23 protein-coding genes are annotated in these 24,595 nt (G+C 63.8%); 13 read left to right on the forward strand and 10 right to left on the reverse strand.

The features are described 5' to 3' along the window. Positions 1-127: 127 nt before the first annotated feature. From F7Q96_RS15420 to F7Q96_RS15430, 3 genes are all read left to right on the forward strand, one after another. A complete protein-coding gene (locus F7Q96_RS15420) occupies positions 128-520 on the forward strand; it encodes a hypothetical protein (protein WP_054666236.1) in 393 nt (130 codons plus the stop codon). A 771-nt stretch (positions 521-1,291) separates the two neighbouring features. Further along, positions 1,292-2,119: a DUF932 domain-containing protein gene (locus tag F7Q96_RS15425; protein ID WP_054666224.1), complete on the forward strand. Its 828-nt coding sequence runs from the start codon at positions 1,292-1,294 to the stop codon at positions 2,117-2,119. A 79-nt stretch (positions 2,120-2,198) separates the two neighbouring features. Next, positions 2,199-4,265, forward strand: a complete 2,067-nt coding sequence (locus tag F7Q96_RS15430) for a ParB/RepB/Spo0J family partition protein (RefSeq protein WP_054666222.1) — start codon at positions 2,199-2,201, stop codon at positions 4,263-4,265. 382 nt (positions 4,266-4,647) lie between these two features. Here the strand turns inward: F7Q96_RS15430 and F7Q96_RS15435 are convergent, their stop codons facing one another. After that, positions 4,648-5,082, reverse strand: a complete 435-nt coding sequence (locus F7Q96_RS15435) for a hypothetical protein (RefSeq protein WP_054666219.1) — start codon at positions 5,080-5,082, stop codon at positions 4,648-4,650. Between the two features lie 822 nt (positions 5,083-5,904). On the opposite strand from F7Q96_RS15435, the gene F7Q96_RS15450 reads away from it, so the two are divergent. Then, complete coding sequence (locus F7Q96_RS15450; RefSeq protein ID WP_054666217.1) at positions 5,905-6,219, forward strand: DUF736 domain-containing protein; 315 nt, start codon at positions 5,905-5,907, stop codon at positions 6,217-6,219. Between the two features lie 36 nt (positions 6,220-6,255). Here the strand turns inward: F7Q96_RS15450 and F7Q96_RS15455 are convergent, their stop codons facing one another. Genes F7Q96_RS15455 through F7Q96_RS15465 form a run of 3 tightly spaced genes read right to left on the reverse strand, consistent with a single transcriptional unit; the run spans position 6,256 to position 9,156 of the window. Continuing rightward, entirely contained in the window at positions 6,256-7,131 is an 876-nt protein-coding gene (locus F7Q96_RS15455; protein ID WP_075806994.1) for a DNA adenine methylase, read from the reverse strand. 2 nt (positions 7,132-7,133) lie between these two features. Further along, positions 7,134-8,822 carry an AAA family ATPase gene (locus F7Q96_RS15460; protein WP_082394029.1) on the reverse strand — a complete coding sequence of 563 codons (1,689 nt, stop codon included), beginning with the start codon at positions 8,820-8,822 and terminating at the stop codon, positions 7,134-7,136. Between the two features lie 37 nt (positions 8,823-8,859). After that, positions 8,860-9,156 carry a helix-turn-helix domain-containing protein gene (locus F7Q96_RS15465; protein ID WP_054668695.1) on the reverse strand — a complete coding sequence of 99 codons (297 nt, stop codon included), beginning with the start codon at positions 9,154-9,156 and terminating at the stop codon, positions 8,860-8,862. 230 nt (positions 9,157-9,386) lie between these two features. On the opposite strand from F7Q96_RS15465, the gene F7Q96_RS15470 reads away from it, so the two are divergent. The 9 genes from F7Q96_RS15470 (at position 9,387) to F7Q96_RS15520 (ending at position 16,771) form a co-directional block, all read left to right on the forward strand. After that, positions 9,387-9,737: a DUF2958 domain-containing protein gene (locus F7Q96_RS15470; RefSeq protein WP_054666214.1), complete on the forward strand. Its 351-nt coding sequence runs from the start codon at positions 9,387-9,389 to the stop codon at positions 9,735-9,737. Between the two features lie 308 nt (positions 9,738-10,045). Further along, complete coding sequence (locus F7Q96_RS15475; protein WP_054666211.1) at positions 10,046-10,807, forward strand: DUF2285 domain-containing protein; 762 nt, start codon at positions 10,046-10,048, stop codon at positions 10,805-10,807. An 83-nt stretch (positions 10,808-10,890) separates the two neighbouring features. Continuing rightward, entirely contained in the window at positions 10,891-11,172 is a 282-nt protein-coding gene (locus F7Q96_RS15480; protein ID WP_054668694.1) for a helix-turn-helix transcriptional regulator, read from the forward strand. Positions 11,173-11,198: 26 nt separating this feature from the next. Then, on the forward strand, positions 11,199-12,056 hold the full coding sequence (locus F7Q96_RS15485; protein ID WP_054666210.1) for a replication initiator protein A: 858 nt from the start codon (positions 11,199-11,201) through the stop codon (positions 12,054-12,056). 253 nt (positions 12,057-12,309) lie between these two features. Next, positions 12,310-12,948 (forward strand): ParA family partition ATPase, encoded by a 639-nt coding sequence (gene parA, locus F7Q96_RS15495; RefSeq protein WP_054666209.1) that lies wholly within the window; start codon positions 12,310-12,312, stop codon positions 12,946-12,948. Further along, positions 12,945-13,217, forward strand: a complete 273-nt coding sequence (locus F7Q96_RS15500) for a hypothetical protein (RefSeq protein ID WP_054668693.1) — start codon at positions 12,945-12,947, stop codon at positions 13,215-13,217. Before parA ends, F7Q96_RS15500 begins: the two co-directional genes overlap by 4 nt. Continuing rightward, positions 13,214-13,747: a DUF2840 domain-containing protein gene (locus F7Q96_RS15505; RefSeq protein ID WP_054666208.1), complete on the forward strand. Its 534-nt coding sequence runs from the start codon at positions 13,214-13,216 to the stop codon at positions 13,745-13,747. Before F7Q96_RS15500 ends, F7Q96_RS15505 begins: the two co-directional genes overlap by 4 nt. After that, positions 13,744-14,340: a S26 family signal peptidase gene (locus tag F7Q96_RS15510; protein ID WP_054666207.1), complete on the forward strand. Its 597-nt coding sequence runs from the start codon at positions 13,744-13,746 to the stop codon at positions 14,338-14,340. The genes F7Q96_RS15505 and F7Q96_RS15510 overlap by 4 nt, the downstream gene beginning before the upstream one ends. 448 nt (positions 14,341-14,788) lie before the next feature. Next, positions 14,789-16,771: a relaxase/mobilization nuclease domain-containing protein gene (locus tag F7Q96_RS15520; RefSeq protein WP_054666206.1), complete on the forward strand. Its 1,983-nt coding sequence runs from the start codon at positions 14,789-14,791 to the stop codon at positions 16,769-16,771. Positions 16,772-16,871: 100 nt separating this feature from the next. On the opposite strand, the gene F7Q96_RS15525 is transcribed toward F7Q96_RS15520, so the two are convergent. From F7Q96_RS15525 to F7Q96_RS15550, 6 genes are all read right to left on the reverse strand, one after another. Further along, positions 16,872-19,244 carry a phosphoketolase family protein gene (locus F7Q96_RS15525; RefSeq protein WP_054666205.1) on the reverse strand — a complete coding sequence of 791 codons (2,373 nt, stop codon included), beginning with the start codon at positions 19,242-19,244 and terminating at the stop codon, positions 16,872-16,874. Between the two features lie 83 nt (positions 19,245-19,327). After that, positions 19,328-20,536 (reverse strand): acetate/propionate family kinase, encoded by a 1,209-nt coding sequence (locus F7Q96_RS15530; RefSeq protein ID WP_054666204.1) that lies wholly within the window; start codon positions 20,534-20,536, stop codon positions 19,328-19,330. 54 nt (positions 20,537-20,590) lie between these two features. Next, positions 20,591-21,052 (reverse strand): cytochrome c, encoded by a 462-nt coding sequence (locus tag F7Q96_RS15535; RefSeq protein ID WP_235499705.1) that lies wholly within the window; start codon positions 21,050-21,052, stop codon positions 20,591-20,593. Positions 21,053-21,112: 60 nt separating this feature from the next. Further along, the gene (locus F7Q96_RS15540) at positions 21,113-22,312 is read right to left on the reverse strand and encodes a lipid A deacylase LpxR family protein (RefSeq protein WP_015912927.1); all 1,200 of its coding nucleotides are present in this window, start codon (positions 22,310-22,312) and stop codon (positions 21,113-21,115) included. Continuing rightward, complete coding sequence (locus F7Q96_RS15545; RefSeq protein WP_054666200.1) at positions 22,309-23,175, reverse strand: LOG family protein; 867 nt, start codon at positions 23,173-23,175, stop codon at positions 22,309-22,311. The genes F7Q96_RS15540 and F7Q96_RS15545 overlap by 4 nt, the downstream gene beginning before the upstream one ends. Beyond that, positions 23,172-24,584, reverse strand: a complete 1,413-nt coding sequence (locus tag F7Q96_RS15550; protein WP_054666197.1) for an MBL fold metallo-hydrolase RNA specificity domain-containing protein — start codon at positions 24,582-24,584, stop codon at positions 23,172-23,174. The genes F7Q96_RS15545 and F7Q96_RS15550 overlap by 4 nt, the downstream gene beginning before the upstream one ends. Positions 24,585-24,595: the final 11 nt, after the last annotated feature.

Raw genomic sequence — 24,595 nt, forward strand, 5'->3', positions numbered from 1 at the left:
CTCGCCTTCAAGGGCGGCGCGTGCCAGCACGCTTGCGGCCCGTGGCCGTCTCCGACCCCTGACTGCTGCGCTGCGCCGTGACTGCGACGGTTCCGGGCAATTCCGCCCGCGCAACTGGAGAACAGTCATGAACGACAAATCACACGTTTCCCTCGAACAGCATGTTTGCCTTGTTTGCGGCACGGCGTTCGATACCGGCGCCATCCTGCTGGACAAGCGCCTGCGCGCGAGCATGGAGCGCCACACGGCGACCGGCTGGGGCCTGTGCCCCGATCATCAGAAGCTGGCCGACGATGGTTTTGTCGCGCTGGTCGAATGCGATCCACAGCGCAGCGACTTGCAGGCCGGTGGGCACATGAAGCCCGAGCAGGCGTACCGGACGGGCCGATTGGCTCATCTGCGGCGCACGGTGTTTGCGCAGGTGTTCAACGTGCCGATCGCGGCCGAGCAGGCTTGCGTGTTTGTTGAGCCTGGCGTGATCGACCAGTTGCAGTCGATGACTGCGCCGGCGGCGAACTGATCGCGCCGCGCTGCCTCGGGTGCGTCGTCTCTGCGGGAGCGGCGCACTTTTTTTCTGCTGCGCCCGGTACCGATGCTTTCGCGCCTAGTGCGCTGCGCGCTTCGCTTGCCTCCAGGGGAAAGCCCTGCGGGCTATCCCCGCCGCGCAATGCTTGGCGCCCCTCAAGGACTGCCGAACCGGCTGCGCCGGCTCGGCCAGACCACGGCAGTCGCTGTCGAACCTGTTTCCCGATGACTGGCGCATGAGCTTGTGCATCGAGCCTTGAAGTCCGGGCGTCCCTGGCCTAGAAACATGGCCGGTCGCGCTGTCGTGCTGCGCATCGAGCCGCCTGCGGCGTCTCGCCCCATTCGGGCTTCCATCGTTCCCTCGCGCTGCTCGGCTGACGCCTCCGGCCCGGCTTCCAGATCCGGGCCTGCGCGCTTCGCTTGCCGTGCGGTCGGCACATAGAGGCGGCCGTTGCCTTGTCCAGCCGTCTCCCCTGACTTCATCACCTTGTCCGCGACTGTAGCCCGCGGCCGTGTGCCGTCAAGGCGCGCAGGGCCGTGTCCTCGGCTGCGCCTGCGGGCCGCACCAACCCTGCGCTTGCCTCCTTGACGGTCCTCGTCCGCGCGCTCCTGACCGTCGCGGGCGATGAACTCAGGAAAGACGGTGGCAACAGGGCCAACCGGGTTCCTCGTGCCGACCGCACCGAACAGCCGAAAGGCTGGGCTCCGAATCTAGGAATCCGGTGTGCGGTTTGAACAGCAAACCCTTTTCGTCAGGAGAAAGACCATGCAACTCGCATCCCGTTTCGCTTCCCACTCCCCGGCACTGCGCAGCGACTACCCGCTGTCCGATGACCAGATTCGCAGGGTGGCTCCATCCATCTTCGCGGACGCACCGCACGAAAGCCGTTCCGAGCGGTACAGCTACATCCCCACCGCCGCCGTGCTGACCGAGCTTCGCAAGGAGGGGTTTCAACCCTTCATGGCGACGCAGACCCGCGTGCGCGATGAAGGCAAGCGCGAGCATACGAAACACATGCTGCGCCTGCGCCATGCCAGCCAGATCAACGGCGCGGAAGCCAATGAAATCGTGCTGCTGAACTCGCACGATGGCACGAGCAGCTATCAGATGCTGGCCGGCATGTTCCGCTTCGTGTGCAGCAATGGCCTTGTCTGCGGCGACACCGTGGCGGACGTGCGCGTACCCCACAAAGGCGATGTGGCCGGGCACGTCATCGAAGGCGCTTATCAAGTGCTGAGCGGCTTCGAGCGCGTGAAGGAAAACCGCGAAGCAATGCGGGCCGTCACGCTCGACGATGGCGAGGCCGAAGTATTCGCCCGTGCCGCATTGGCCCTCAAGTACGACGACCCGAATAAGTCCGCGCCCGTCACCGAGTCGCAAATCCTGATGCCGCGCCGGTTTGACGACCGCCGCCCCGACCTGTGGAGCGTGTTCAACCGCGCACAGGAGAACTTGACCAAGGGCGGATTGCATGGCCGCAGCGCCAACGGACGCCGCCAGCGCACCCGCCCCGTGCAGGGCATTGATTCCGATGTACGCCTGAACCGCGCCCTGTGGCTGCTGGCCGATGGCCTGCGCCAGTTGAAAGCCTGATTCCCCCACGGCAGGGGCAGGCAGCAGCCCTTGCCGTCTTTCTCGCTGCTGCATCCCTGAACCGATAGGAGTTATCACCATGAACGCCATGACCCAAACCGAAGCCCGCGCCGTCAATACCACCGCCGCTGTCCCGCTGGAAGCCGCCGACCCGACCAAGAACCTGATTCTGGTTCCGCTGTCGCGGCTGGTGCTGCGCCCCACCGGCCGCAACGTGCGCAAGACCCCGCGCATGTCCATCCCCGAACTGGCCGCGAGCATCCAGCGCGTGGGCCTGCTGCAAAACCTGATCGTGATTGCATCCGCCGATGGCGAGCATTACGAGGTGGTCGCCGGTGGCCGCCGCCTTGCAGCGCTCAAGCTGCTGGCGAAGAAGCACCGCATCAGCAAGGAATGGGAGGTGCCTTGCCTGCAGGTGGCCGATGGCACGGCCCGGACGGCCAGCCTCACCGAGAACGTACAGCGCGAAGCCATGCACCCCGCAGACCAGTTTGAAGCCTTTGCGGCACTGGTGGCCGAAGGCCGTCCCATCGAGGACATTGCAGCGGATTTCAGTGTCACGCCGCTGGTGGTGCAGCGCCGCTTGAAGCTGGCGAATGTCTCCCCGCGCCTGATGGCCGACTATCGCGCCGATGCCGTGAGCCTTGACCAGTTGATGGCCCTTGCCATCACCGACGACCACGCGGCGCAGGAAGCCGCGTTCTACGATGCACCGCAGTGGCAGCGCCATCCCTCGCACTTGCGCGAGCGCCTGACCGAGCGCGAAATCGACGCCACGCACGCGCTGGTGCGCTTCGTCGGGCTGGACACCTACCAGCAGGCAGGCGGCGGCATCCGCCGCGACCTGTTCGCGGAAGGCGATGCCGGAACCTACCTCACCGATACCGCAGTGCTGGAAACGCTGGTGCGCGACAAGCTGGCAACACTGGCTGAGGACGTGCGCGCCGAAGGCTGGGCATGGGTGGAGGCCGTGCCGCATCTGGCCTACGAGGAACGGCAGGCGTTCCAAAACGCCCCGCGCCACCGCCGCGAGCCGACCACCCGCGAGGCCCGCCGCATCGCCTCGCTGGAAACCCGCCTCGAAAAGATCGACGCCGAACTGGAAGAAGCTTGCCAAGGTGAAAGCAGCGAGGACGAGGCCGAGGCCGAGAAGCTGGAACAGCGGCGCGAGCAGGTGGCCGGGGAACTGCAAGACGCGGAGGATGCCTTGCAGGGCTACGCGCCCGAAGTGCGCGACGTGGCCGGTGCCATCGTCACCATCGACCGCAGCGGCGAGGCCGTCATTCACCGCGGCCTGCTGCGCGAAGCCGAGGCCAAGGCACTGCGCACGCTGGACAAGCTGCGGCGCGGTTTCGGCAGCGTGGAAGGCGAAGCCACCAACGACGAAGGCGAGGACGCCGACGACGCGCCCAAGGCCGCGAGTCTGTCCGACCGGCTGGCGCAGCGCTTGAGCGCCCACCGCACGGCGGCGCTGCAAATCGAAGTCGCCCGGCATCCGCATGTTGCGCTGGCCGCGCTGGTGCATGGCATGGTGCAGACCGTCTTGCAGGAAAGCCACTACGGCCACGACTTGCCGCTGGGCGTGAGCCTGAAAGTGCAAGATCGGCTGGAAGGCTTGGCCCCGGACTGGCCGGAATCGCCCGCCGCCGTGGCGCTGCGCGAACTGCAACAGGTGGCAGGTGTTGCCTTGCCGGAGGACAGCGCCGAACTGTTCGCCGCGCTGCTGGCGAAGTCGCAAGACGAGCTGGTGCGGCTGCTGGCCGTGTGCGTGGCTTCCACGGTGAACGTGGTGACGCCTCGCGCCACGCTGCACCAGCCTGGCGCGGAACTGGCGCAGGCCGTGGGCCTCGACATGGCCGCATGGTGGAAGCCGACCGCAGAAGGCTACTTCAAGCATGTTTCCAAGGCCGTGATTCTGGATGCCGTGGGCGCGTTTGCACCGGAATCCGTCACCCGGCTGGCGAAGCTGAAGAAGGCCGACATTGCCAGCGAAGCCGAGTGGCTGGCCGATGGTACGGGCTGGATGCCCGCCATCTTCAAGGCCGCAGGCCTGCAGGATGCCGCGCAGGAGGCAGACCCGGAGCAGGACGCCCCGGAAGATACCGTGGCAATGACGGATGAACCCGCCGAGGCGCTGGCCGCTTGACCCGTGCCGAAGGCAAGCGCCCCGGCCTCGATCGGGGCGCTTTGCTGGAAGGAAAAGCCCCCATGACCCGCACCACCACCAGCCGCCCCCGGCACGGTACGCGCCCGCCGCTGGCACGGCGAAGGCGACGTGCGCGGCTACCGCCCGCCCTCGGGCTGGTCGGCCCGCGCCAATCTCACCGACATTCATCCCATCACGGGCCGCGCCTTGCTGCGTGCCGTGTGGTGGTTCATCGAGACGAAGGAATAACCGTGATCAGCACCGCGCCCAGGCCGTTCCGTCCTGGGCGCGGTAAAACGCAAATCCGGGCGCGGCAGTGGCCGCGCCCGGTGTTCAAGGCCAACAGCCGAATCAGAACGCCGCCGCCTTCCCGGCGGCGGCATCAGACGATGCCGTGCTGCCTCAGCAGCGCCTGTTCATCACCTGACACCCAGCCGAATATCTTGGGTTCGTCGTCAAGCTGCAACACGAGGTAGTGGACGTCGAAGTCGATGGACACGCCCGGGGCCTCGCCCCGGTCATAGGTCGCCGTCCAGGCGACGTGCGCGACGCAGTGATGTTCGTCGATGGGGTTGATGCGAACGCCGCGCAGCGTCATGTCCTTCGTGCCGAGCTGGCGGTAACGCTCGAATCCTTGGCGCATGACCTGTTTCAGTTGCCCGTCGTTCTGGCCCGTCATGACCCCGGCCGGTGAGGCCGCGATGAAGGCAGTGGCGTAGGACGAGGCGACTTGCTCCATGTCCGCTTCGTTCTTCAATCCTTGGCGGAAGAAGTCCTGGTATCGCTTGAAGAACTCATGGATGCGCTTTTCTTTCATCGGTGCTTCCTTGGGTATGGACTTCGCTGTTCGTACTCGTCATGGTAGGGCGTGTCGGCGCACGGCGCCGCCGGGCTTTCGGGCTGCACCCCGTGCCGACTTCGCTGTCACGGCCATTCGGCTTCAATCCCTCACGCCTTCGCGCCTGCGGCGCTGCGCGCTTCGCTTGCCTCCAGGGGAAAACCCTGCGGGCTATCCCCGCCGCGCGCAGCTTGGCGCCCCTCGGCACTGCCGAACCGGCTGCGCCGGATCGGCCCGGCCAGCGCCCCGCCGCAATGGACGGGGCGATGGCGAACACGCTGGAGCCTGCTGCGGCAGGTTGTGCAGATGCGTGCCGTCCTCAACGCTGGCGGTTCTCGCCCATCACGTCACGAAGGACGGTTCACGGACAACCCGCCCGGCATCGCTATGGAGCTTCCACGCCACGCCTCAAGACCGGCACCGCAAGGTGTGGCGGAGGCGTTCTCGCCTGTCGTCGGGTGGTTGACCTGGCCCGCGTCAGCGGGCGAGCCGGAGAAACCTTCATACGGGGATGCCGAGCCGGCCCCATCTCCTTTCGGAGCGGTTCGGCCCAAGGCGTCCTTGTCTCGTTGTGAATCCTGGCGGTGGCACGGCTGTGCCTCGGGCTTCATGGCTGCAACCGTGCGGCGAAAACAATTTTCCCTGCGCTGCGCGCATTCCTCGCGGGCCAAATTCTTTTCGCCTTCCGGTTCTCCACTGCGTTTCGACCGCAAGCGGTGCAGCCCGCCCGTCCCCCGCCGGCCGGATCACAACAAGGACGCGATGGGCGCGAACCTTGTTCAACCGAAAGGAGAAAACATCATGGCCAACATCGGCACCTTCACCGCAGACAAAGACGGCTTCACCGGCACGCTGCGCACCCTGACGCTCAACGTCAAGGTCAAGCTGGTTCCCAACGACAAGGGGGACAGCGAGAAAGCCCCGGACTTCCGCGTTCAGGCCGCCAGCCACGACATCGGCGCGGCGTGGAAGAAGACCAGCGAGGCCGGCCGGGAGTACCTGTCCGTGACCCTCGACGATCCTTCGTTCCCGGCAACGGTCTATGCCCGCCTGATCGAAGGCGAGGACGGCACGCACGACCTGATCTGGTCGCGCAGCAAGCCCCAGGCGGCGTGACCGCCGCAGCGCCCCACCCATTGCGGCGGGGCGTTTTTAGCTCACGGCCCTAGTTTGAGGAATGGCTTCATCAGGCACTGTCAAGTTCTGACTGAAGAACATTACCTCATTACCAACATATCGTCTTTGTGCGGTGTAGTTCAGACCATAGCTCAACGATTGGCTCATGCGATACATGGCACAAATTTCTTCCGCGTTGTCATAAGACACAACCCAAGGCCATTTGAACTTCTTCTGTTGAATGACTTTGGCAATGGCCGCGTGGTCATCATGCTCGTAGTAATTTCGATACAACCCCTTTCCCTTAACGTAGTATGGGGGGTCGAGGTATATCAGAGATTGTTTTGGCAGAAAATCCGAGCAGCGATTCAGAAGGCGCAATGAATCTTCACGATACACCGATATGTCACTCTGTCGCCGGGCGATTTCACGAATGCGTGAAGCAACAACGTCCTTCTTAAATCTAGCATCCAGCTTGTAGTTCCCGTTCTGACTCTTTCCGCCAATGACGCCTGCCTTGAGAATTCCAGATCGATTCGTCCGATTCATGAATAAAGTCGCAAATCCTTTCTCGACTAGGCTGGCAACGCAATCTTCGCGCAAAATGGTTCGCCATCTAAACCATTCTTCAATGGTAATAGGGGTGGATTCGAGTAAATCAAGAAGCTCAGTTGAATGCTTTGTTACAGCAACCCAAAAAGCGTATACGGCAGGATCAGCATCGTTGATATGGATATGACTTGCGTGCCCATGAAAGAGTAGATCAAGTGCAACGCCTGCCCCGCCAGCGTATGGCTCCAAGTAATGCCCTCCCGTGACACCATTCGTTTCCATTATTTTTGCAATGAATGGAGCAAATGGCGCCTTCCCGCCAGGGTAGCGCAGAGGGCTATACAGTCTGTTTGAGAACATCGTTATACCTTTCTTGGCTTAACTTCCAAGGCGGCCAACTTGGTGACGTCCACAGCATACCCTATGCTCATCACACCGTGAACAGCCGTCTTGAAATTTTCCAAGAATTCGTTAATAAGCACTGGATTGTTATCTGCCCAATGCTTCCAAGGATTGTAGGGCTTGGCTCCAGAGGTGAGCAATTTCTGAAATTCGACACTCTTATAAAAACGCTTAAAAACCTCTCTCGGCTTCTTGGTTCCAGTGTATGCAGCCACCCGCTCCTTCACCTCAACAGAATCCCCGTTGATTGAAAACTCGTTCAAAACCTCGCGAGCTGCATTGGTGAAAACATCTCTTGTGAACTGCAAGTCATTTTTCCAAAATGGATGGGCGGCAGGGAGATTGTACAAGTGCTCGAATACAAGTTGGTCAGGCGGGAGATGCCCGGGCAAGAGAGTCACTGTCTTATAGCTCTTCCCTGTAACTTGAGAGCCTTGATCTGCATCCAGACAGACGATGCTTCTTTCCGAGAACTCAGGGATTTTCTTCTGGATCAACTGAAGATAGTTGGAGCATCCGAGTGACACTTCCGACATCGGGTTTGTGAACTTCTTTATTGGCTGCCTGTACAGCAAAGTTGCAAAAAAGTCTTCAGCCTCTTTATCTTCGAAATAGATATTGATGCGAGGCAGTGAAACTCCAGACGATGTATCGATGGTCTTTGTGTTGATGTCTGCACTAATCTGCGCCCATGACCAGTCTTGCATCACCTGGACATTGCCATAGGTGTTGCTCAAATAAATGGTCTTGTACTTTCTTCTGAACTGGCGACTTTGCTCATATGCATACTCAATCAGAACTGGCGAATGCGAAGTCATGACAACTTGAAGATCCAAGTTCTTGCACTCGCGATCAAGCATCTTCAGTAGATTTACTTGTGCAGTCGGAAATAGCCCAGCATCAGCCTCGTCGATTAAAAGCAAACCGCCTTTATAGTCAGCATAATCTTCCTTCAGCTTTCTGAAAGACATCAAGGCCAATATGATCTGGCCTGCATTGTCCTCACCCGCCGAAACAGAGTCTTGGTCGTAGTTCTCCCCGTGCGCCACCGCAGAACTGATTGTTCCATCAGTCCCTGTTGCAAGCGATGCGTTGCGATTGAGAAGTTCGTTCGTTAGCGCAATGAAATCTTTCTTGTGTTGCTCTAGATAATCAAAGTCGCCTAGCTTGTAGTCTCTGGCCGCGATAGGGTAAAGACGCTTCAAGCTAAGAAAAATCACCGGATGAGTAAAATTCCTGCTCGTGTTGCTGCTTCCGGCCGCTGTACTATTATTCCTAACCACAGGCCTGGGTGACTTCCCTCTTTTCATCAGCTCAAGTTTGGCGGTCGCAGCCTGATTTGTATATCCATCAAGCAAATCAATGTTCACGGACATGGAGCCGGGGACATCAAACTTTTCGGATATCCTGAAATGGTCACTGTATTGAGACTTGAACATCCCTCCTGCAATCTGCCGGAATGCAAGGGACTCATCCTTGACGTAATCTTTTTCAAAGCTAAAAATTTGCGCAGCTATGCCCAGTATCGAGGACTTTGATGTGCCATTTTTCCCGCAAACAACAGTGATGTAATCGCCGAACTCAACCGCCACATCGTTCAATGCGCGGAATTTCTCGATTGTTAGCTTTTTTAGTTGAGTCTTAGGCATGGTGTGCGGAGTTTGTTTTTAAGTCCCTTGAAGAAACCTATCTTTGGCCGGAATCATCCACAGCCAATTCTTTGAGTTCCTGTCGAACTAACATTAAAAGGTGATCGGCTTTCTGTTCGCTGTCGCCGGCGTACGCCAAGGTCAGCAACGTGAGCGGGTGGATCTTCATCACTTCGCACAGTTCGGCCAGCTTGTGCAAGGTCGGGCTTTTCAGGTCGCGCTCCAGGGTACTCATGTAGGTGCGGCTAGACACGTCAGAGAACGCTTCCTGGCTCAAGCCGCGCGCCTTCCTGACCGTCTTCAATGCCTTCGCCAGCGAGTAAGTTGTTGCCACCTTGGGTTCCCCACAAATACCAAGATGACACCCCATTGCATCCTATAGAGCTACAATCTATAGTGTTCATTCAATGCCTGTGCTTTTACGGAAATCCGTATCGGCGGGTTCCTGTAGAGCCACGGAACCGCATCCGTGCTTGCGCACGAAGGCGCAAATCCGGTTTCGCGGTTCTGCGCTTCGACGTGGAACCGCGTTCGTGCACCATTGGATTTGTGGGATTGCCGACCATGCCGCAGCCGCTCACCACCGCCCCGGAACGCGCGCAACTGCTCGCCAACGGCGAGGTCCGCGCCGCTGGCCAGGCCATCGACCTGGTGCCCGTGGTGCGGCTGTTCACGCCGGACGCGCATGTGACCTGGCTGCTGGCCGCACTCGATCCCGCCGATGGTGACACCGCCTGGGGCCTCATCGACCTGGGGATCGGCATGCCGACGCAGGGCACCGTCAAGCTGTCCGATCTGGCCAGCATCGTCGGGCCGCGCCAGCAGCCCGTGATGCGCGACCTCCATTTCCGCCCCACGCGCACGCTGTCGGAGTACACCCGGCTGGCCGAGCGCGACGGAGCGATCCCGGACTGAATGCGGCCTACTGTGACTTTTTCAGTCTGGTGTCATACCGGGTAAGTCTCAATCGGGATTCTTGCGGCGTAGCCGCACCAGTCTGATCCAAATAGCCATGATGCGTGGCGCGGGCTGCGGCAGGCTGGCTTGTGCAGCATCCCCGGTCGGGGCGCTGCCGCCGCAGCATTGAGACGAATACCGCAACACATCGGAGCCAATCGGTCTTGACAGCCCCATCCGCCTTTTTAACCCATGACGTTCCGACGAGGGCAATGTAGCGCGTAGTTCTTCCGTGGCGGCGAGTCCTGTTCGCAGGAGGAGGCGTCATGGTCAATCCTCACCACCTCGCGCATTGGTATCCCACTGCCGCATACCTGTATGTCTTTTGGCTGGATGCGCTCGCGCTCGCTTGGGAATACCTGCGCAGGCATCCCGACTACCGGCTCGACTGGCTGCGCCGTCATCGCCGGCCTGGAGACGCGCATCGCTGGGGTTTGCGGCTGCTGGAAGATCCAATGCTGGATGCGCGTGACGCACATCCAGCTTGGCTGCCTGGTCATGCTGCCGTGGTGCAGCTCTACCCCGACGCTGATCCGCCGCAGGATGCCACCGCCTTCGCGTTCTGGCGCATCCCCGGCCACAAGCAATTGCTCCACGACGGCAAAGGTCTGGCGCTGACCGCGCGCAGCCCCGGCCATTGCCTGCGCTTCGCGCTGGCGCCCGGCCTCGAAGACGGCATGGCCGTGGCCTATGCCCGGCGGGGCGGCACTGCCGCGCCTGTGCGCAGTCATGCGCCCGGCGCGACCTTCGCTGCCACCACGCCCAGGCCAACACCCTCCGCGCTGTTGGAGCTGCACACCTTGCAGGCGCTCGACGCGACCCTGGCGGGCGCGTCCTTGCGCGATGTGGGCGAAGGACTGTTCGGTGCCGACGCTGTGGCCGACTGGTACAGCGACGGCGGCCTGCGCTCGAAGGTGCGCCGCCTGGTGCGGCGCGGCGATGCGCTGATGCGCGGCGGCTATCGCCGCCTAGCACAGCTTCCGCTGCTTGAGAAGGGTCGTTTTGATGTGGACGCAAAACGGCCCTGATCGAAAACCCCTCGCTTCTTGAGACTGCCTCCATCCGGTCGCGCTGTGTGGCCGGGCGCTTTCAACCGATGGAGGTTCACACCATGCGTCCCGCTCCCTTGCGGCCTGCAGCCGCTGCCTCAACCGCTGCTGCGCAGCCCCAACGCTATCTCACCAACGACGAAGCCGCCGAGTACCTGCGGCTGTCGCCGCGCACGCTGGAAAAGCAGCGCGTGATCGGCGGCGGCCCTCGCTTTCGCAAGTTCGGCCGGCGCGTCATGTACGCCGTGGCCGACCTCGATGCCTGGGCCGCCGACCGCAGCTTCGAGACGACTTCCGATCCCGAATACGCCGAGCACCACTCGGCCGACAGCCGTGCGCGCTGATCGGCGGCGCGCGGCAGGCCATCGCCATGTCCAGCACCGCGTTGCCGTCCCGGCAGCGGCCGATGCAGGAGCGCGAACAGCTCGACCTGTTCCGCGCCTTGCCCGGCGACATGGCGCCGCGCGACAGCCAGGATTTGATGGCCTATCCGTTCTTCTCGCTCGGCAAGTCCAAGCGGGTCAAGCCCATCGACTTCCGTGCGGGCAACGTGACGATCCGCGTGGAAGGCACGCAGGAGCACGGCATCGCCACGATTTGGGATGCGGACGTGCTGATATGGGCGGCCTCGCAGATCGTGGAGGCGAAGGACGCAGGCTTGCGCCCGTCGCGGCTGATGCGCGCTACGCCCTACGAGATCCTGCGCTTCATCGGGCGCGGCAAGTCGCTGCGCGACTACCAGCGCCTGAAGGCCGCGCTGGATCGCCTGCAATCGACCACCGTGGCCACGTCCATCCGCGAGACGACCGGGCGACGCCTACACCGCTTCTCGTGGATCAACGAATGGAAGGAGCTGGCCGATCAAAGCGGCACGCCGTTGGGTATCGAGCTGATCCTGCCGGACTGGTTCTATGCCGGCGTGCTCGACGCCGCCCTGGTGCTGACGATCGACCCTCTGTACTTTCGGCTGACCGGCGGCATCGAGCGGTGGCTATACCGGCTGGTGCGCAAGCACGGCGGCAAGCAGGCATACGGCTGGCAGTTCGACTTTCGCTATCTGCACCAGAAATCGGGCAGCACCGCGAAGCCTTACGACTTCGCCTGCGACCTGCGCGCGCTCGTCGCGCGGCAGTCGCTGCCCGGCTACGTGTTGGGAATCGAGCGGATGCCGGACGACGGAACGGAATTGCTGACCTTCCGGCCCGTGCCGCAGACGGCACGGGGATAACTCCGGGAGAGCCTGTGAATGGTGTCGTGCTATCAGGCGTGCCGGGTATCGTGCTATCAGGCGTGGGACTATCGTGCTATCAGGCGTGCCGATCGGCCGAAAACCCGCGCCAGCATTGGGTTTGCGCGCCCTCTAACTTCCCTAACTTAATTTCTCTAACTTTTAGTAGGGAAACGCCGCTGCGGTGGATAACCACCACGCGGCCACAAGCGCAGCAGCAAAAGCCCGGCTTTCCAACACGGAGGGCCGCGCCATGATTGTCGCTCTGCTCAACCAGAAAGGCGGCGTCGGCAAGACCACGCTCGCCACCCACATCGCTGGCGAGCTGGCGATGCGCGGCCAGCACGTCGTTCTGCTGGATGCTGACCCGCAAGGCTCATCGCTGGACTGGACGCAGCGCAGAAGCCAGCAAGGCTTGCCACGGCTGTTCAGCGCCGTGGGACTGGCACGCGAAACGCTGCATCAGGAAGCACCAGAACTCGCCAGGCGGGCCGATCACGTCGTCATCGACGGCCCGCCGCGCATCGCGGCGCTGGCGCGCTCCGCACTGCTGGCGGCAGAGCGCGTGCTGATTCCCGTGCAGCCCAGCCCCTACGACCTGTGGGCTAGCGCCGAGATGGTGGCACTGATCCGCGAGGCGCAGGTGTTTCGGCCGCTGCTCGCCGCAGCCTTCGTCATCAATCGGCGCGTCAGCACCACCGTGATCGGACGCGAGGCACGCGGCGCGCTCGCCGAGCAGCCGCTGCCTGCGCTGCGCGCCGAGGTTCGTCAGCGCATCGTATTCGCCGACAGCGTGGCCGCCGGCCGGCTCGCCCGCGAGACGGCGCCGGATAGCGCTGCCGCGCGCGAAATCACCGCGCTGGTGGACGAACTGCTGCGGTGGCCGGCATGACAGCGAAGCCAGCACCACGCACCAAGCGCGTCGGTATTGGCGCGCGTCCGCCCGCGAATCCACAGGCCGAGGCGTGGATTCGCCAAGGCGACGCCGATGCGCTGAACAAAGGCGACCTCTACACGGCCCGCCTGACCCTCGACATCACGCCCGCGATGCGGGCGCACATCAAGGTTTCGGCTTTCACGCAAGGCGTGACCGTGGCCGACCTGCTGCGCGGCCTGCTGGAGCGGGAGTTTCCAGAACACCGCAGGGAGAACACCCCATGACCGCATCCGCTTCGCCTGCCGCTGGCGCGGCCACGGCTGCGCTCGCAGCACCTTCCGGCCGGCCTGCCAGCGCGCCGCTGACGCGCGTGGCACTGGCCTACATCGAACTGCGCTTCAAGATCTACCTGCGCTTCGGTGAACCCGCGCGCACGCACCAGCTCGACCGCTGGCGGCGCTGCGCGGTGTTCCTGCCGGGCGCCATGTTGTGCCGTATCCGCTGGCAGGCCAACGACTACGGCACCGTGCGCTGGCAGCTCATGGTCATGCAGGCTTGCACGCCGCTGGATGCGGCGCAGCGCATCCCTGGCGTGCAGCCGGGCGCGCGCCTGCTGCTGCACGCCGAGGGCGAAAACCATGTGCGCGGCGTGTTGGCACGCATCGACGCCATCGAGGCGCTGGGCATCGCGCCCGTCGCCGTCTCGCCCGCGTACTGGCGCACGCTTGCCAACCGACTCGCTGCGCGCCTGCCGCTGCCCGAATACACCGCCGAGCGGCACGCCGCATGGCTGATCGGGAAAGAACTGCCATGACCGCCGTTTCCACTGACGGCACCGCATCGCGTCCTCGCTCGCCCCGCGCACGTTGGCGCGCTCGCATCGTGCTGGCGGGCTTCGCCGCCGTCGGCCTTGCTGCGCTGGCCTGGGCGGCGTTCGTGCAGCCGCTGCCGCGCCTGATCTACAACCCGTCCGACAGCGTGCCGGTCGGCTGGTATCGCGTGCAGCCGCTTGACCATCGGGCCGCCTTGCTGCCACGTTCCTTGTCCGTGGGCAGCATCGTCCTGACCAGATTGCCTGCCGACGCTGCCGCGCTCGCCGCGCAGCGCGGCTACCTGCCATCGCACATCCCGCTGCTCAAACGTGTGGGCGCGGTCGCGCCGCAACACGTCTGCATCGTCGCCGGTCAGGTACGCATCGACGGCGTGCCTGCGGCCGCCGCGCTGCCTGCCGATCGGCTGGGCCGACCGCTGCCATCCTGGCCGCATTGCCGGCCACTGGCCGAGGGCGAACTGTTCCTGTTGAGTGTCACCAATCCGGCGTCGTTCGACAGCCGCTATTTCGGGCCGGTCAGCGCATCCGCCGTGATCGGCGTCGCGCATCCGGTTTGGCTGGAGACACGCCCATGATGGCCGCCGATTTGCTGCACGTTGCCGTGCCTCTCATCGTGCCATCAGGCATGTCGTCCCGGTTGCTGCCGCCGTGTCGTCGCGCGTGCAGCGCGAGCGCATCCGCGCCGCGCTTCGCGCAACATCCGGCGCAGCCGTCCAACGTGCAGGCGTCTTGCCTTGAACACGCCCGGCCTGCGGCCATTGGCGCGTTCGCCGACGGGCTGGCTGCAAGCAGCACAGCGCCGCCGGGCCGCCGACACCCGGAACGACAGCGAAGGGCAAAGGCGGAAGGCAAGACAAAAGGGGGCGGCACCTGTCGGCCCGCAAAGCCAGTCTGCACGTGGGGGTGGCGCGGCACGGAGCGGTTTCGCCGCCGTGCCGCTTGGGGCGCGAGGCCCGCGCCGATGCAAGCATGTCCGCGTGCTTCGCACGCCCGGACACGCCATAGCTTGCAGGGAGCGCAGCCATGACCAAACGCCGCGACGATGATTTCCGCGTCCGCCCCAGTGCACCGAAGAACCGGGGCCAGGGCTTCGTCTCCGAGGTGCTCAAGCAGGCGGGCAAGGCCAGCGGCGGCAAGTCCACGGTGCGCCGTCCTGGTGGCAGTGGCAAGGGCGCCGGCACCGGCCAGCGGCCCGGCTCGCGCCTGGGGCGCGGCCACACGGCGGCGCGCTTCGCGGGCGCGAAGCTCACGCCCATGTCGCGGCGCGTGACCATCAAGACGCTGCTGGTCAACCAGCAGCGGGCCAGTCCGCAGTCGCTCGCCAAGCACCTGCGCTACATCGAGCGCGACGGCGTGGGCCGCGATGGCGAGCCGGGCCAAGCCTACGGGCCGCAGACCGATGCCGCCGACCTCGACGCCTTCAGGGAACGCTGCGCTGACGACCGGCACCATTTCCGCTTCATCCTCTCGCCCGAGGATGGCGCCGAGCTGGAAGACCTGCGTACCTATACGCGGCACCTCATGGGCCGGATGGAAGCCGACCTAGGCACGCGCCTCGATTGGGTGGCCGTCAACCACTGGAACACCGACAACCCGCATACGCACATCGTCGTGCGCGGACGCGACGACACCGGCAAAGACCTCATCATCGCTGGCGACTACATCGCCGATGGCTTCCGCCATCGCGCCGCCGAACTGGCAACCGAATGGCTGGGGCCGCGCACCGAACTGGAGATCCAGCAGACCTTGCAGCGCGAGGTGGAGCAAGAGCGGTGGACTAGCCTCGACCGCACGTTGCAGCGCGAGGCCGGCGAGGATGGTCGGGTGCAGATCGAACGGTTCAACGAACCCCGGCTGCAACGCCAGCGCCTGCTGCTGATCGGCCGCCTGCAACGCTTGCAGCGCCTGGGCCTGGCCGACGAGATGCAGCCCGGCACCTGGGCCGTCCATGCCGACGCGGAAAAGACCCTGCGCGCCCTGGGCGAGCGCGGCGACATCATCCGCACCATGCAGCGGGCCATGCGCGGCGAGACGCGCGAGTTGGAGGTGTTCGAGCCTGGGGACGATGGCCGAGCCATCCTCGGGCGCGTGGCCGCCAAGGGCCTGGCCGACGAGCTGCGCGACCGGGGCTATCTGGTCATCGACGGGGTGGACGGCAAGGCCCACTATGTCGCGCTCAACGCCCGCGACGAACTGGCGAACTATCCGGCCGGCGCCGTGGTGGAGGTGAAGGGATCGGCCGACGTGCGCGCGGCCGACCGCAACATCGCTGCGCTGGCAAGCGGTGGCCTGTACCGCACCGATCATCACCTTGCCGTGGTGCAAGGTCAGGCCGTTCCTGGCCGCGATCCGCAAGAGGTTGTAGCCGCCCACGTTCGACGGCTGGAAGCCCTGCGCCGCGCCGGCGTCGTGGAGCGCGTGGCCGAAGGGCTATGGAAGGTGCCGGACGACCTGCCCGAGCGTGGTCGCCAGTACGACGCGCAGCGCCTGGGCGGCGTGGCAGTGGAGCTGAAATCGCACCTGCCCATCGAGCGACAGGCGCGCGTGATCGGGGCCACCTGGCTCGACCAGCAGTTGATCGGTGGTGGTTCGGGCCTGGGCGATCTGGGCTTTGGCGGCGAAGCCAAGCAGGCGATGCAGCAGCGCGCCGATTTCCTGGCCGAACAGGGTTTGGCCGAGCGGCGCGGGCAGCGCGTGATCTTGGCGCGCAACCTGCTGGGCACGTTACGCAACCGGGAACTGGCGCAGGCCGCCAAGGACATTGCCGTCGAAACTGGTCTGGAGCATCGCCCGGTAGCCGATGCGCAGCGCGTGGCCGGCATCTATCGGCGCAGCGTGATGCTCGCCAGTGGGCGCTACGCCATGCTTGATGACGGCCTGGGGTTCAGCCTGGTGCCGTGGAAGCCGGTGATAGAGCAGCGACTGGGGCAGCAGATCGCGGCGACTATGCGCGGCGGCGTTGTGTCGTGGGATGTGGTGCGGGGACGTGGGATGTCGATCGGCTGAAACCACCTCAAGAGAAAGTTCATCACGACGTCTCCGTGGCATATCGTCAGGCAGTGCTGTCGGCACACTTCGTGGTCGGCACAGGGCTCGCGCGCCTGACTCACGGGCTCAGTAAATCACCTGGTTTGCCGGTGCCATCAAGAGCTGCGCGCTGCGCATGGTCGAGCAGTGCTTCACGATTCCAGCCGGCCACGGTCGCTGCGGCATCCACCGCATGCGCCCAGGTGCAGCGGTTGGCGAACAGCATGCCGGCAACATCGAAGGTACCGCCGCGGCTGATGTAGCCGAGGGCGTGCGTCCTGGCGGGGCCGCTGTCGATGCGGCGCAGGATGCCGAGCATGGGTTCGGGGCGGGTGTGAGTGAGGATCACGCGCGGCAGGCCCGGCGGGAACAGTGCGTTGACAGTGGCGTCGTCATCGACGAATTCGGCTTCCATGGCGTCGCGCGGGATGCGCAGGCGGCCGGGTTCCAGGATGACGGTGACGCAGGCGCACCTGTCTAGCTCGGCAAGGTGCTGCTGCGCCTTGATGGCCTCGTCGAGCTGGTAGGCGCCCAGCGCGATGAGCTGCACCTCAGCCTTGGCAGGGTCGCCGATCAGATGGGCGGCACCGTCACGGATCAGGCGTTGCGCCGATTCGGCGTCGAAGCGGTTTTCCACGTCGCGCTTGGAGACGATCAGGCAGGCCAGTTGGCCGCGTCCGGCATAGACGTCGCGCAGCGCAGCGGCGGCGGTGTTGCCATCCACCGGGAACAGTACGCGCGAGGTGTCCGACATCTCGCCCAGCAGGGCTTCGCCGATGGTCGGGTCTTGATGCGACTGTTCGTTCTTGGCGTTTTCCCAGGTGTGCGAGGTGACGATGAGCGGCACCGACCGCCAGCCGGCTGGTCGGCCGACCTGACGCTGGTGGCGGGCGAAGATTATTTCCTGCCGCATCAGGCCGAGCATCTTCACGGCGAACGCTTCGTAGCTGACGATCAGGTTCAGCCCGCCCTTGTTGCCGAGTGCGGCGGCGGCCACAGCTTCTTCGTTGAGCGCGGTGATGATGGCGCCGTGCAGGTCCTCGGGCACGCCGGGTTCGGGCTCGTTGACGCGGTGCTTGAGCAGCGCCAGCGTGCTGCCCATCTTGTTGCTGGCCAATTCGTCAGGGTTGCCGATGCGCATGCGCATCTCAGGATTGGCCTTGGCGAATTCTACGAACCACTGGTCCAGCGCCGTCATCGCACTGCCTTTGCTGCCAGGTGTTTCCCAGCACGGTTCGGGCAGCTTGGGCGCGGCGGGATGGCGGTGCGCCATCGGATGCGCGCTTTCCAGCGGACGTTGCTGGGTGGCGTGGGTCGCGAAGGCGGCGAGCGCGGCGTCGAGTTCGGCCGGCGCAACGAACAGCGCAGCCGCGCTTTCGTTGAACAGCTCACGCATGGCGGCATCGGTGTGAGGGTTGCCGCCCAGCGGCAGGTTGTGCGCGACGTTGCTTCCTGCGCCGGGGAAGCCGAAGCCCTTCTCGGTATCGGCGATCACGTAGGGCAGAGGCGCCGGATAGCGGCGATCCGGATCGGCGGCGAAGGCGCGCAGTGCGTCCTCGGATTCGATGATCGCCCAAGCGATTGCGGCCGGGTCGCGGCCATCGACGATCACCGGCTCGAAGCCGTTGTGACGCACGTCTTCGGCCAGCCATTGCGCACCGCCCTCCTGCATGATCTGGGTGCGCTGCTCGATGCGGCGGCCGTTGAGGATCATCACCGGCACGGCGAAGCCGCTGTCCTGCGCGCGCCACCAGCGCGGCGCCCAGTCCGGGCCGCGCTGTTCCTCGAAGGCACCATCGCTGAGAAAGGCGACCAGCGATTCGCCAGGCAGCGGCATGTGGATGTATTGCAGTTCGGCAAAGCCGAGATAACCGCCTTCGGAAACGGCCCCGGCGGTGTTGGGGCCGGCATGGCTGCCCAGCGGTACCGCCGGCAGGCCCTGCGCATCGATGGCGTAGGAATAGAAATCGGCGCACAGGCGCGACAGGCCTTCCTCGCTGCGGTCGTAGCGACCCCGCTGCGCGGGCGAGACGTCGCCGGTCAGCGCATTGACGGCTTCGATGGCGGCGACGCAATGGCCTTGGCCCATGATCCAGCCGCGCGTGCTACCGGTGAGCGCGTTGGCGAGCAGGTAGCCGACGAAGGCCAGCACCATGTTCAGTGAGCCGCCGGTGTGGCCTTCGGGCGTTGGCTTGAAGTCCTCGGCTGACAGCACCGCGCCGGAAAGATCGATGCGGCGCGCATAGGTCATGTGCGCGACCACGTTCATGGCCACGCAGCCCAGGCGGTCGGCGGCGGCAAGCAGGGTGTAGGCCGTTGCTTCGTCTGCAACGCGGCCGTCAGCGATCAAGCGAGCCACCAGCGCCTCGACACGTGCGGCGGTCTCGTCGCGATGGACGATGGGGCCGTGGCCGGTCAGCCAGCGCTGGCGGAGGGTGGAAGCGGTGGTCATGTGATTTTCCTTCTTTGGTGCCGACGAATCCCTATGTGGCTACAGAGTCCGTTGAGCTGAGCGCGCTCGGCCTGACTGGGACATCACGCAGCGGTCATCAATTCCTGCGTATAGCGTGCTGCGACCCATTCCTCGTTGGTAGGCTCCACCGCGACCAGTACCCGGCTGTCGGTGGTGGAGATGACTGGGGCATCAATGGCGTTGGCATCCGTATCCAGTTTGATGTCGAGAAAGGCCAGGTCGCGGCAGACGCGCTCGCGCACGAAGGCGTTGTGCTCACCGACGCCGGCAGTGAACACGAACAGATCCAGGCCGCCAAGGACTGCGACCAGCGCGCCAATCTCGCGCACGATGCGGCGCACGTAGAGCGCTAACGCGATGCGGGCTCGTTCGCCGGCTTCGCCAGGATCAGCCTCGTGCATCACCACGACGCGCGGTTCGGCCGAAATTCCGGAAACACCGAGCAGGCCGGACTGGTTGTAAAGCGTGCGGCCCACTTCTTCCAGCGAGAGTTTTTCGATCTCCATCAGGTAGATCAAGGCACCCGGATCGAGCGAACCTGTGCGGGTGCCCATCATCAGGCCGTCGAGTGCGGAAAAGCCCATCGTGGTGGCGACGCTTTGCAGGTTCTGCATCGCGCACAGGCTGGCCCCGCTGCCGAGATGCGCGACGAGGGTGCGGCCGCGTGCCAGATCGCCGTGGCGCTCGGGGAGAACGTGGCTCATGTAGTCGTACGAAAGGCCGTGGAAGCCGTAACGGCGCAGACCGCGTTCCCAGGCCGAGTACGGCAGCGGCAGGATCTGCTCCACCTTTGGCACCGTGCGGTGAAAGGCTGTATCGAAGCACGCTACCTGAACAATTCCGGGCCACTGCTCGAACAGCAAACTCATGGCCTTCAGAGGAAAGGGTTGGTGCAGCGGCGCCAAAGGAATCAAGGCCCGCAGCTCCGCGATGGTGCCAGCGGTCACCAGGGTTGGCTCGAAGTACCTGCTGCCGCCATGAACGACACGATGCGCGATGGCCACAATGCGGCGGCCATCGAGTCGGGCCACGATGCGCGCTTGAATCAACGCCAGAGCGGCGGTGTGAGGGTGTTCGTGATCCAGATGGATGCGCTGCTGTGCAGTGCCACTGTCGCTGTATTCAGGCACAAGCCCAGTAATCCCTTGCACCTTGCCGTGCCAGAACGGCTTGCGCGGCAACGGGCGCGCCTGTGCATCGAACAAGGCGAACTTGATGCTTGAGGAGCCGCAATTGAGTACCAGGATGAGGCTCGGCTGTGAGTTGCTCATCGTGACGCTCCCAATCGTGATGTCCCATACAAACCGGTCTGGGACAAATGCGTGTCAGCGACTCTCATAAAATTGCTTCATGAACGATTGTCGGAAGCTTTGGTGGCAAGCGAGGCAGCTTTGTTGCGTCTTGGAGAATGCCGCGATCACGGCCTGGCCGTCACCGCGTTTGGCGGCATCCCCCATGGAGCTCGCAGCGTCATGGACCTGTCCATCGAAACCCCGAAACTTGCCGGCGTCCGAGCCAAGCCAGCCAAGAATGCGCATCTTTTCGCCCAGGGGCGGTTCGGCATGCTTGGCAATTTTTGGCGCCAACTCGGCGACCAACGTCCATTCCTCCTTGGAAATCGCGCCGGTGACGGCTTGCATGTCACGGCCAAGCTTCTCCATGACGCTGCGAAGCGCCATCGGCTTTGCGGCCTCGGCGGACTGCGCACCAAGCCCCGTGGCGGCGGTAGCCAAGGCTACTGATAAGGCGATCGTCAAAAGCTGTCGATGGTTCAAGAGGTGACTCACGAGGTTCTCCATTGAGGTTGTTGGTGAATGCTTCGCAGACGAGCGCATGACTTCGGGCTTTCAAAATTCCATGCTCAGCGCAATCGATCCGAAGGCGTGATGGCCGATCTGCTGGTCGAACTCGCGGGTTCTCCAGACGCGCATCACGGCAAGCCGCACGCCATGCCCGGCAACAATCCATTGGCTGCTGATGCCAATGGCTGCCTGAGCGACCCAGGGTCGTCGACTGACGTGGTGGCTGTGCCGAAACAGATTCCCGTCGAGCGAGAAGTCCCAGGCAACGGCTTTGGCCTCCAGGTTCAGGAATGCATGCGCTCCGGGTTTGGGCGCGCGCGCCGATTGCGGCTCGGTCCTGCGCAGGTCGGAAACGCCCGAGGGCGGGCGGTTCTCAGCGCCGGGTCGAATCGGATAGCTACCGAAATCGTTCGGAATGTTCCAGCCCGCACGCAATTCCACGCCGGTACTGGCTGCGGTTTCAATGTTTCCGATCCGCAGGGCATAGCTGCCGATCACGTCGCCGCTCCATCCCGGCCGGACGGCACCCTCCGTGTACGACTTGAACTTGCGCTCCATGGCCATCTGGAACGCGGGTTCGTTGCGCAACTGGTTGTCCCAGCCGCGAAAGCGATCGATGCCCCGCACCCGATGCACCAGATCCTGTGATTGCTCCGCCAACGACCAAGGGCCAATCACGCCCAGGGTCAGTTCGCGCACGTCAAGCATTTCGTAGCTGGCGGCCTGTGGTTGGACGCGGCGATTCCATGCCAAGCCCAGGTACAGCAGGCCGGCGTACGGGCGATCGTCGGAAATCAGATCGGTGCGCGTCTTGTCCTCGGGCGTGTACATGGACTGGCCGAAGCGCACGACGATGTTTTGCGATGCCGACCGGGCTCCAGAGTCCCGCCAGAACTCGGGATCAGCCCAGCCGATGAAGCGGGTATACCAGGCAATCGGTTGGGGCAGACATTCCGGGCGGAGCGCGCCTTGCAGATCGCGCGAAACCACGCTCAACGCCACGCCATTGGTGTAGTTGCGGTCGGTACCGGTGAACAAATCGTTCTCCAGGCGCAGGGTGCCTCCTCTCCAGTGCAGGGACTGCTCTGGCAGGCAGCGGGAAGAATCAGCTGAGGGTGTGAGTTCCGTGCCATGGGCGGCAACCGGACCGAGCACCGCGCAGGCAACCATCAGCGTGACACTGCGCACCGGCCGCCGCGCATTGGCCTTGGGCAGGCGCGCGTGACGGCTGCCGATGCGCATCATGATGGCGTACCGTCTGTTGCCCTATCGATGTAAAAGCGTTCCAGGGCGCCAATGATTTCTTCGGCTGTGTCCACGCAGGTAAACAAGTCGAGATCGGATGGTGATACGTAGCCTTCGTCGAGCAGAAGGTCGAAATCAACAGCCCGGCGCCAGAAGATGCGACCGACCAGAACCACCGGAATCCGCTGCATCTTGCCGGTTTGGATCAAAGTCAACACTTCGAATAATTCATCGAGCGTGCCGAAGCCGCCCGGAAAGGTCACCAGACCACGCGCATGCATCAGGAAATGCATCTTGCGCAGCGCGAAATAGTGGAACCGGAACGCCAGCTCCGGACACATGTAGGAGTTCGGGGTTTGTTCGTGCGGCAACGTGATGTTGAGCCCGATCGAGCGAGCCCCGGCATCGAAAGCACCGCGATTGGCTGCCTCCATGATGCCTGGCCCGCCACCGGTGATGACGACGAAATCGCACCGCTCCTGTTGCTGGAAGCGCTTGGAAATCAGGTGGGCGAAGCGCTGTGCCTCTTCGTAGTAGCGCGCCTGTTCCACGCGGCGGCGGGCTCGGGAGAGCTCTTGTGTCAGCTTGGAATTCTGCGGCGTGGTGCGCGCCTGCTGCTCCAGCGCGTCAAGGCGGGCGGTGGCCGTCTCGGCGTCGCTGACGCGTGCACTGCCGAAGACCACCACCGTCGAATGGACGCCTTGTTCGTGCAGGATGCGCTCGGGCTTGAGCAGCTCAAGCTGCAGGCGCAATGGCCGAAGCTCTTCCTGGCCAAGCAAATCGATGTCTTCGTACGCAAGACGGTACGTAGGTGAATCGAGGATGGCGCGCAGGCGCTCGTCAGGATCAGCGGATGGGGTCATCGCTCGATCGCCAGAAAATCCGGCCAGGGCACCACCTGGCCATGTTCAGGCACCGAGACCTGCCAGCCAAGCTGCTGTTGCAGGAGTTCCGCAAAATTCTGCGCAGCGGACGGCTCCCCATGCACCACGAAGGTTTGCTCCGGGGCTTGCTTGAAGCCGCGGGCCCAGGCCATCAGGGCCGGTTGGTCGGCGTGCGCCGAGAGCCCATCGACACTGTGGATCGCCGCGCGCACCGGAATGTCGTCGCCGAAGATGCGCACGCGTTGAGCGCCATCGACCAGTTGACGGCCAAGTGTTCCCTGCGCCTGGAAGCCGGAGAACAGGACACTGCATTCCTTGCGCGGCAAATTGTGGCGCAGGTGGTGCCGGATGCGCCCCGCATCGCACATGCCGCTGGCGGAAATGATGATGGCGCCCGAACGAATCTGGTTCAGCGCCATGGACTCTTCGGCACTTTCCGTGAAATGCAGATACGGCAGGTTTTCGCCGCGCGCGTGCCATCCTGCCAGGCGCTTTGCCTGCTCATCGAACAGCTCAAGGTGCTCGCGTGTGATGCGCGTGGCTTCCGTGGCCATAGGCGAATCAACGAATACCTTCGGTTGCCGCAGTCGCCCCTCGCTGGTGAGACGGTGCAGGTGGTAGAGGACTTCCTGGGTTCGACCGACCGCGAAGGCCGGCACGATGACGTTGCCACCGCGCTCGAACAGGGTTTTCTCGACGATGCCGATCATCTCCTCTTCGGTGGCCGAGAGGTCCTTGTGCTGGCGGTTGCCATAGGTGGACTCGATGACGAGGATGTCGGCGTCCTCGATGGGTGTCGGGTCGCGCAATATCGGGCGTCCCGGCTGGCCAAGGTCGCCACTGAATACCAGTTTCGTCGGGTAGCCATACTCGGTGACCCAGACTTCGATAATGGCCGATCCGAGGATGTGTCCGGCATCGCGAAAGCGTGCGCGCACCCCGACACGGGGCGCGAACTCCCGGTCGTATTCGATGCCTCGTACTTGTTGCAGGCATTCGCGCGCATCCTGCAGCGTGTACAGCGGCGGCAGCGCATCCTCTCCACGGGATCTTTTGGCACTGCGTTTTGCATCGCTCTCCTGGATGTGTGCGCTATCGGGCAGCATCACGCCCAGCAGATCAACCGTAGCGGGAGTGGCGTAGATGGCTCCTTTGAACCCAGCGCGCGTGAGTTTGGGCAACAGTCCGCTATGGTCGATATGGGCATGGGTCAGGAGCACGAAGTCGATCGACGCCGGATCGAACGTGAACGGCTCGCGATTGCGCGCCGCCGCCGTGCGCCCGCCCTGAACCATGCCGCAATCCACCAGGAAGCGCAGGTTGAGCGCCTCCACCAGGAAGCACGATCCGGTGACTTCACGCGCAGCGCCCAGAAAGTTCAGTTTCATAGGATGCTCAC

Origin of the sequence: Cupriavidus gilardii, assembly GCF_008801915.1 — a bacterium.
Lineage (GTDB): Bacteria > Pseudomonadota > Gammaproteobacteria > Burkholderiales > Burkholderiaceae > Cupriavidus > Cupriavidus gilardii.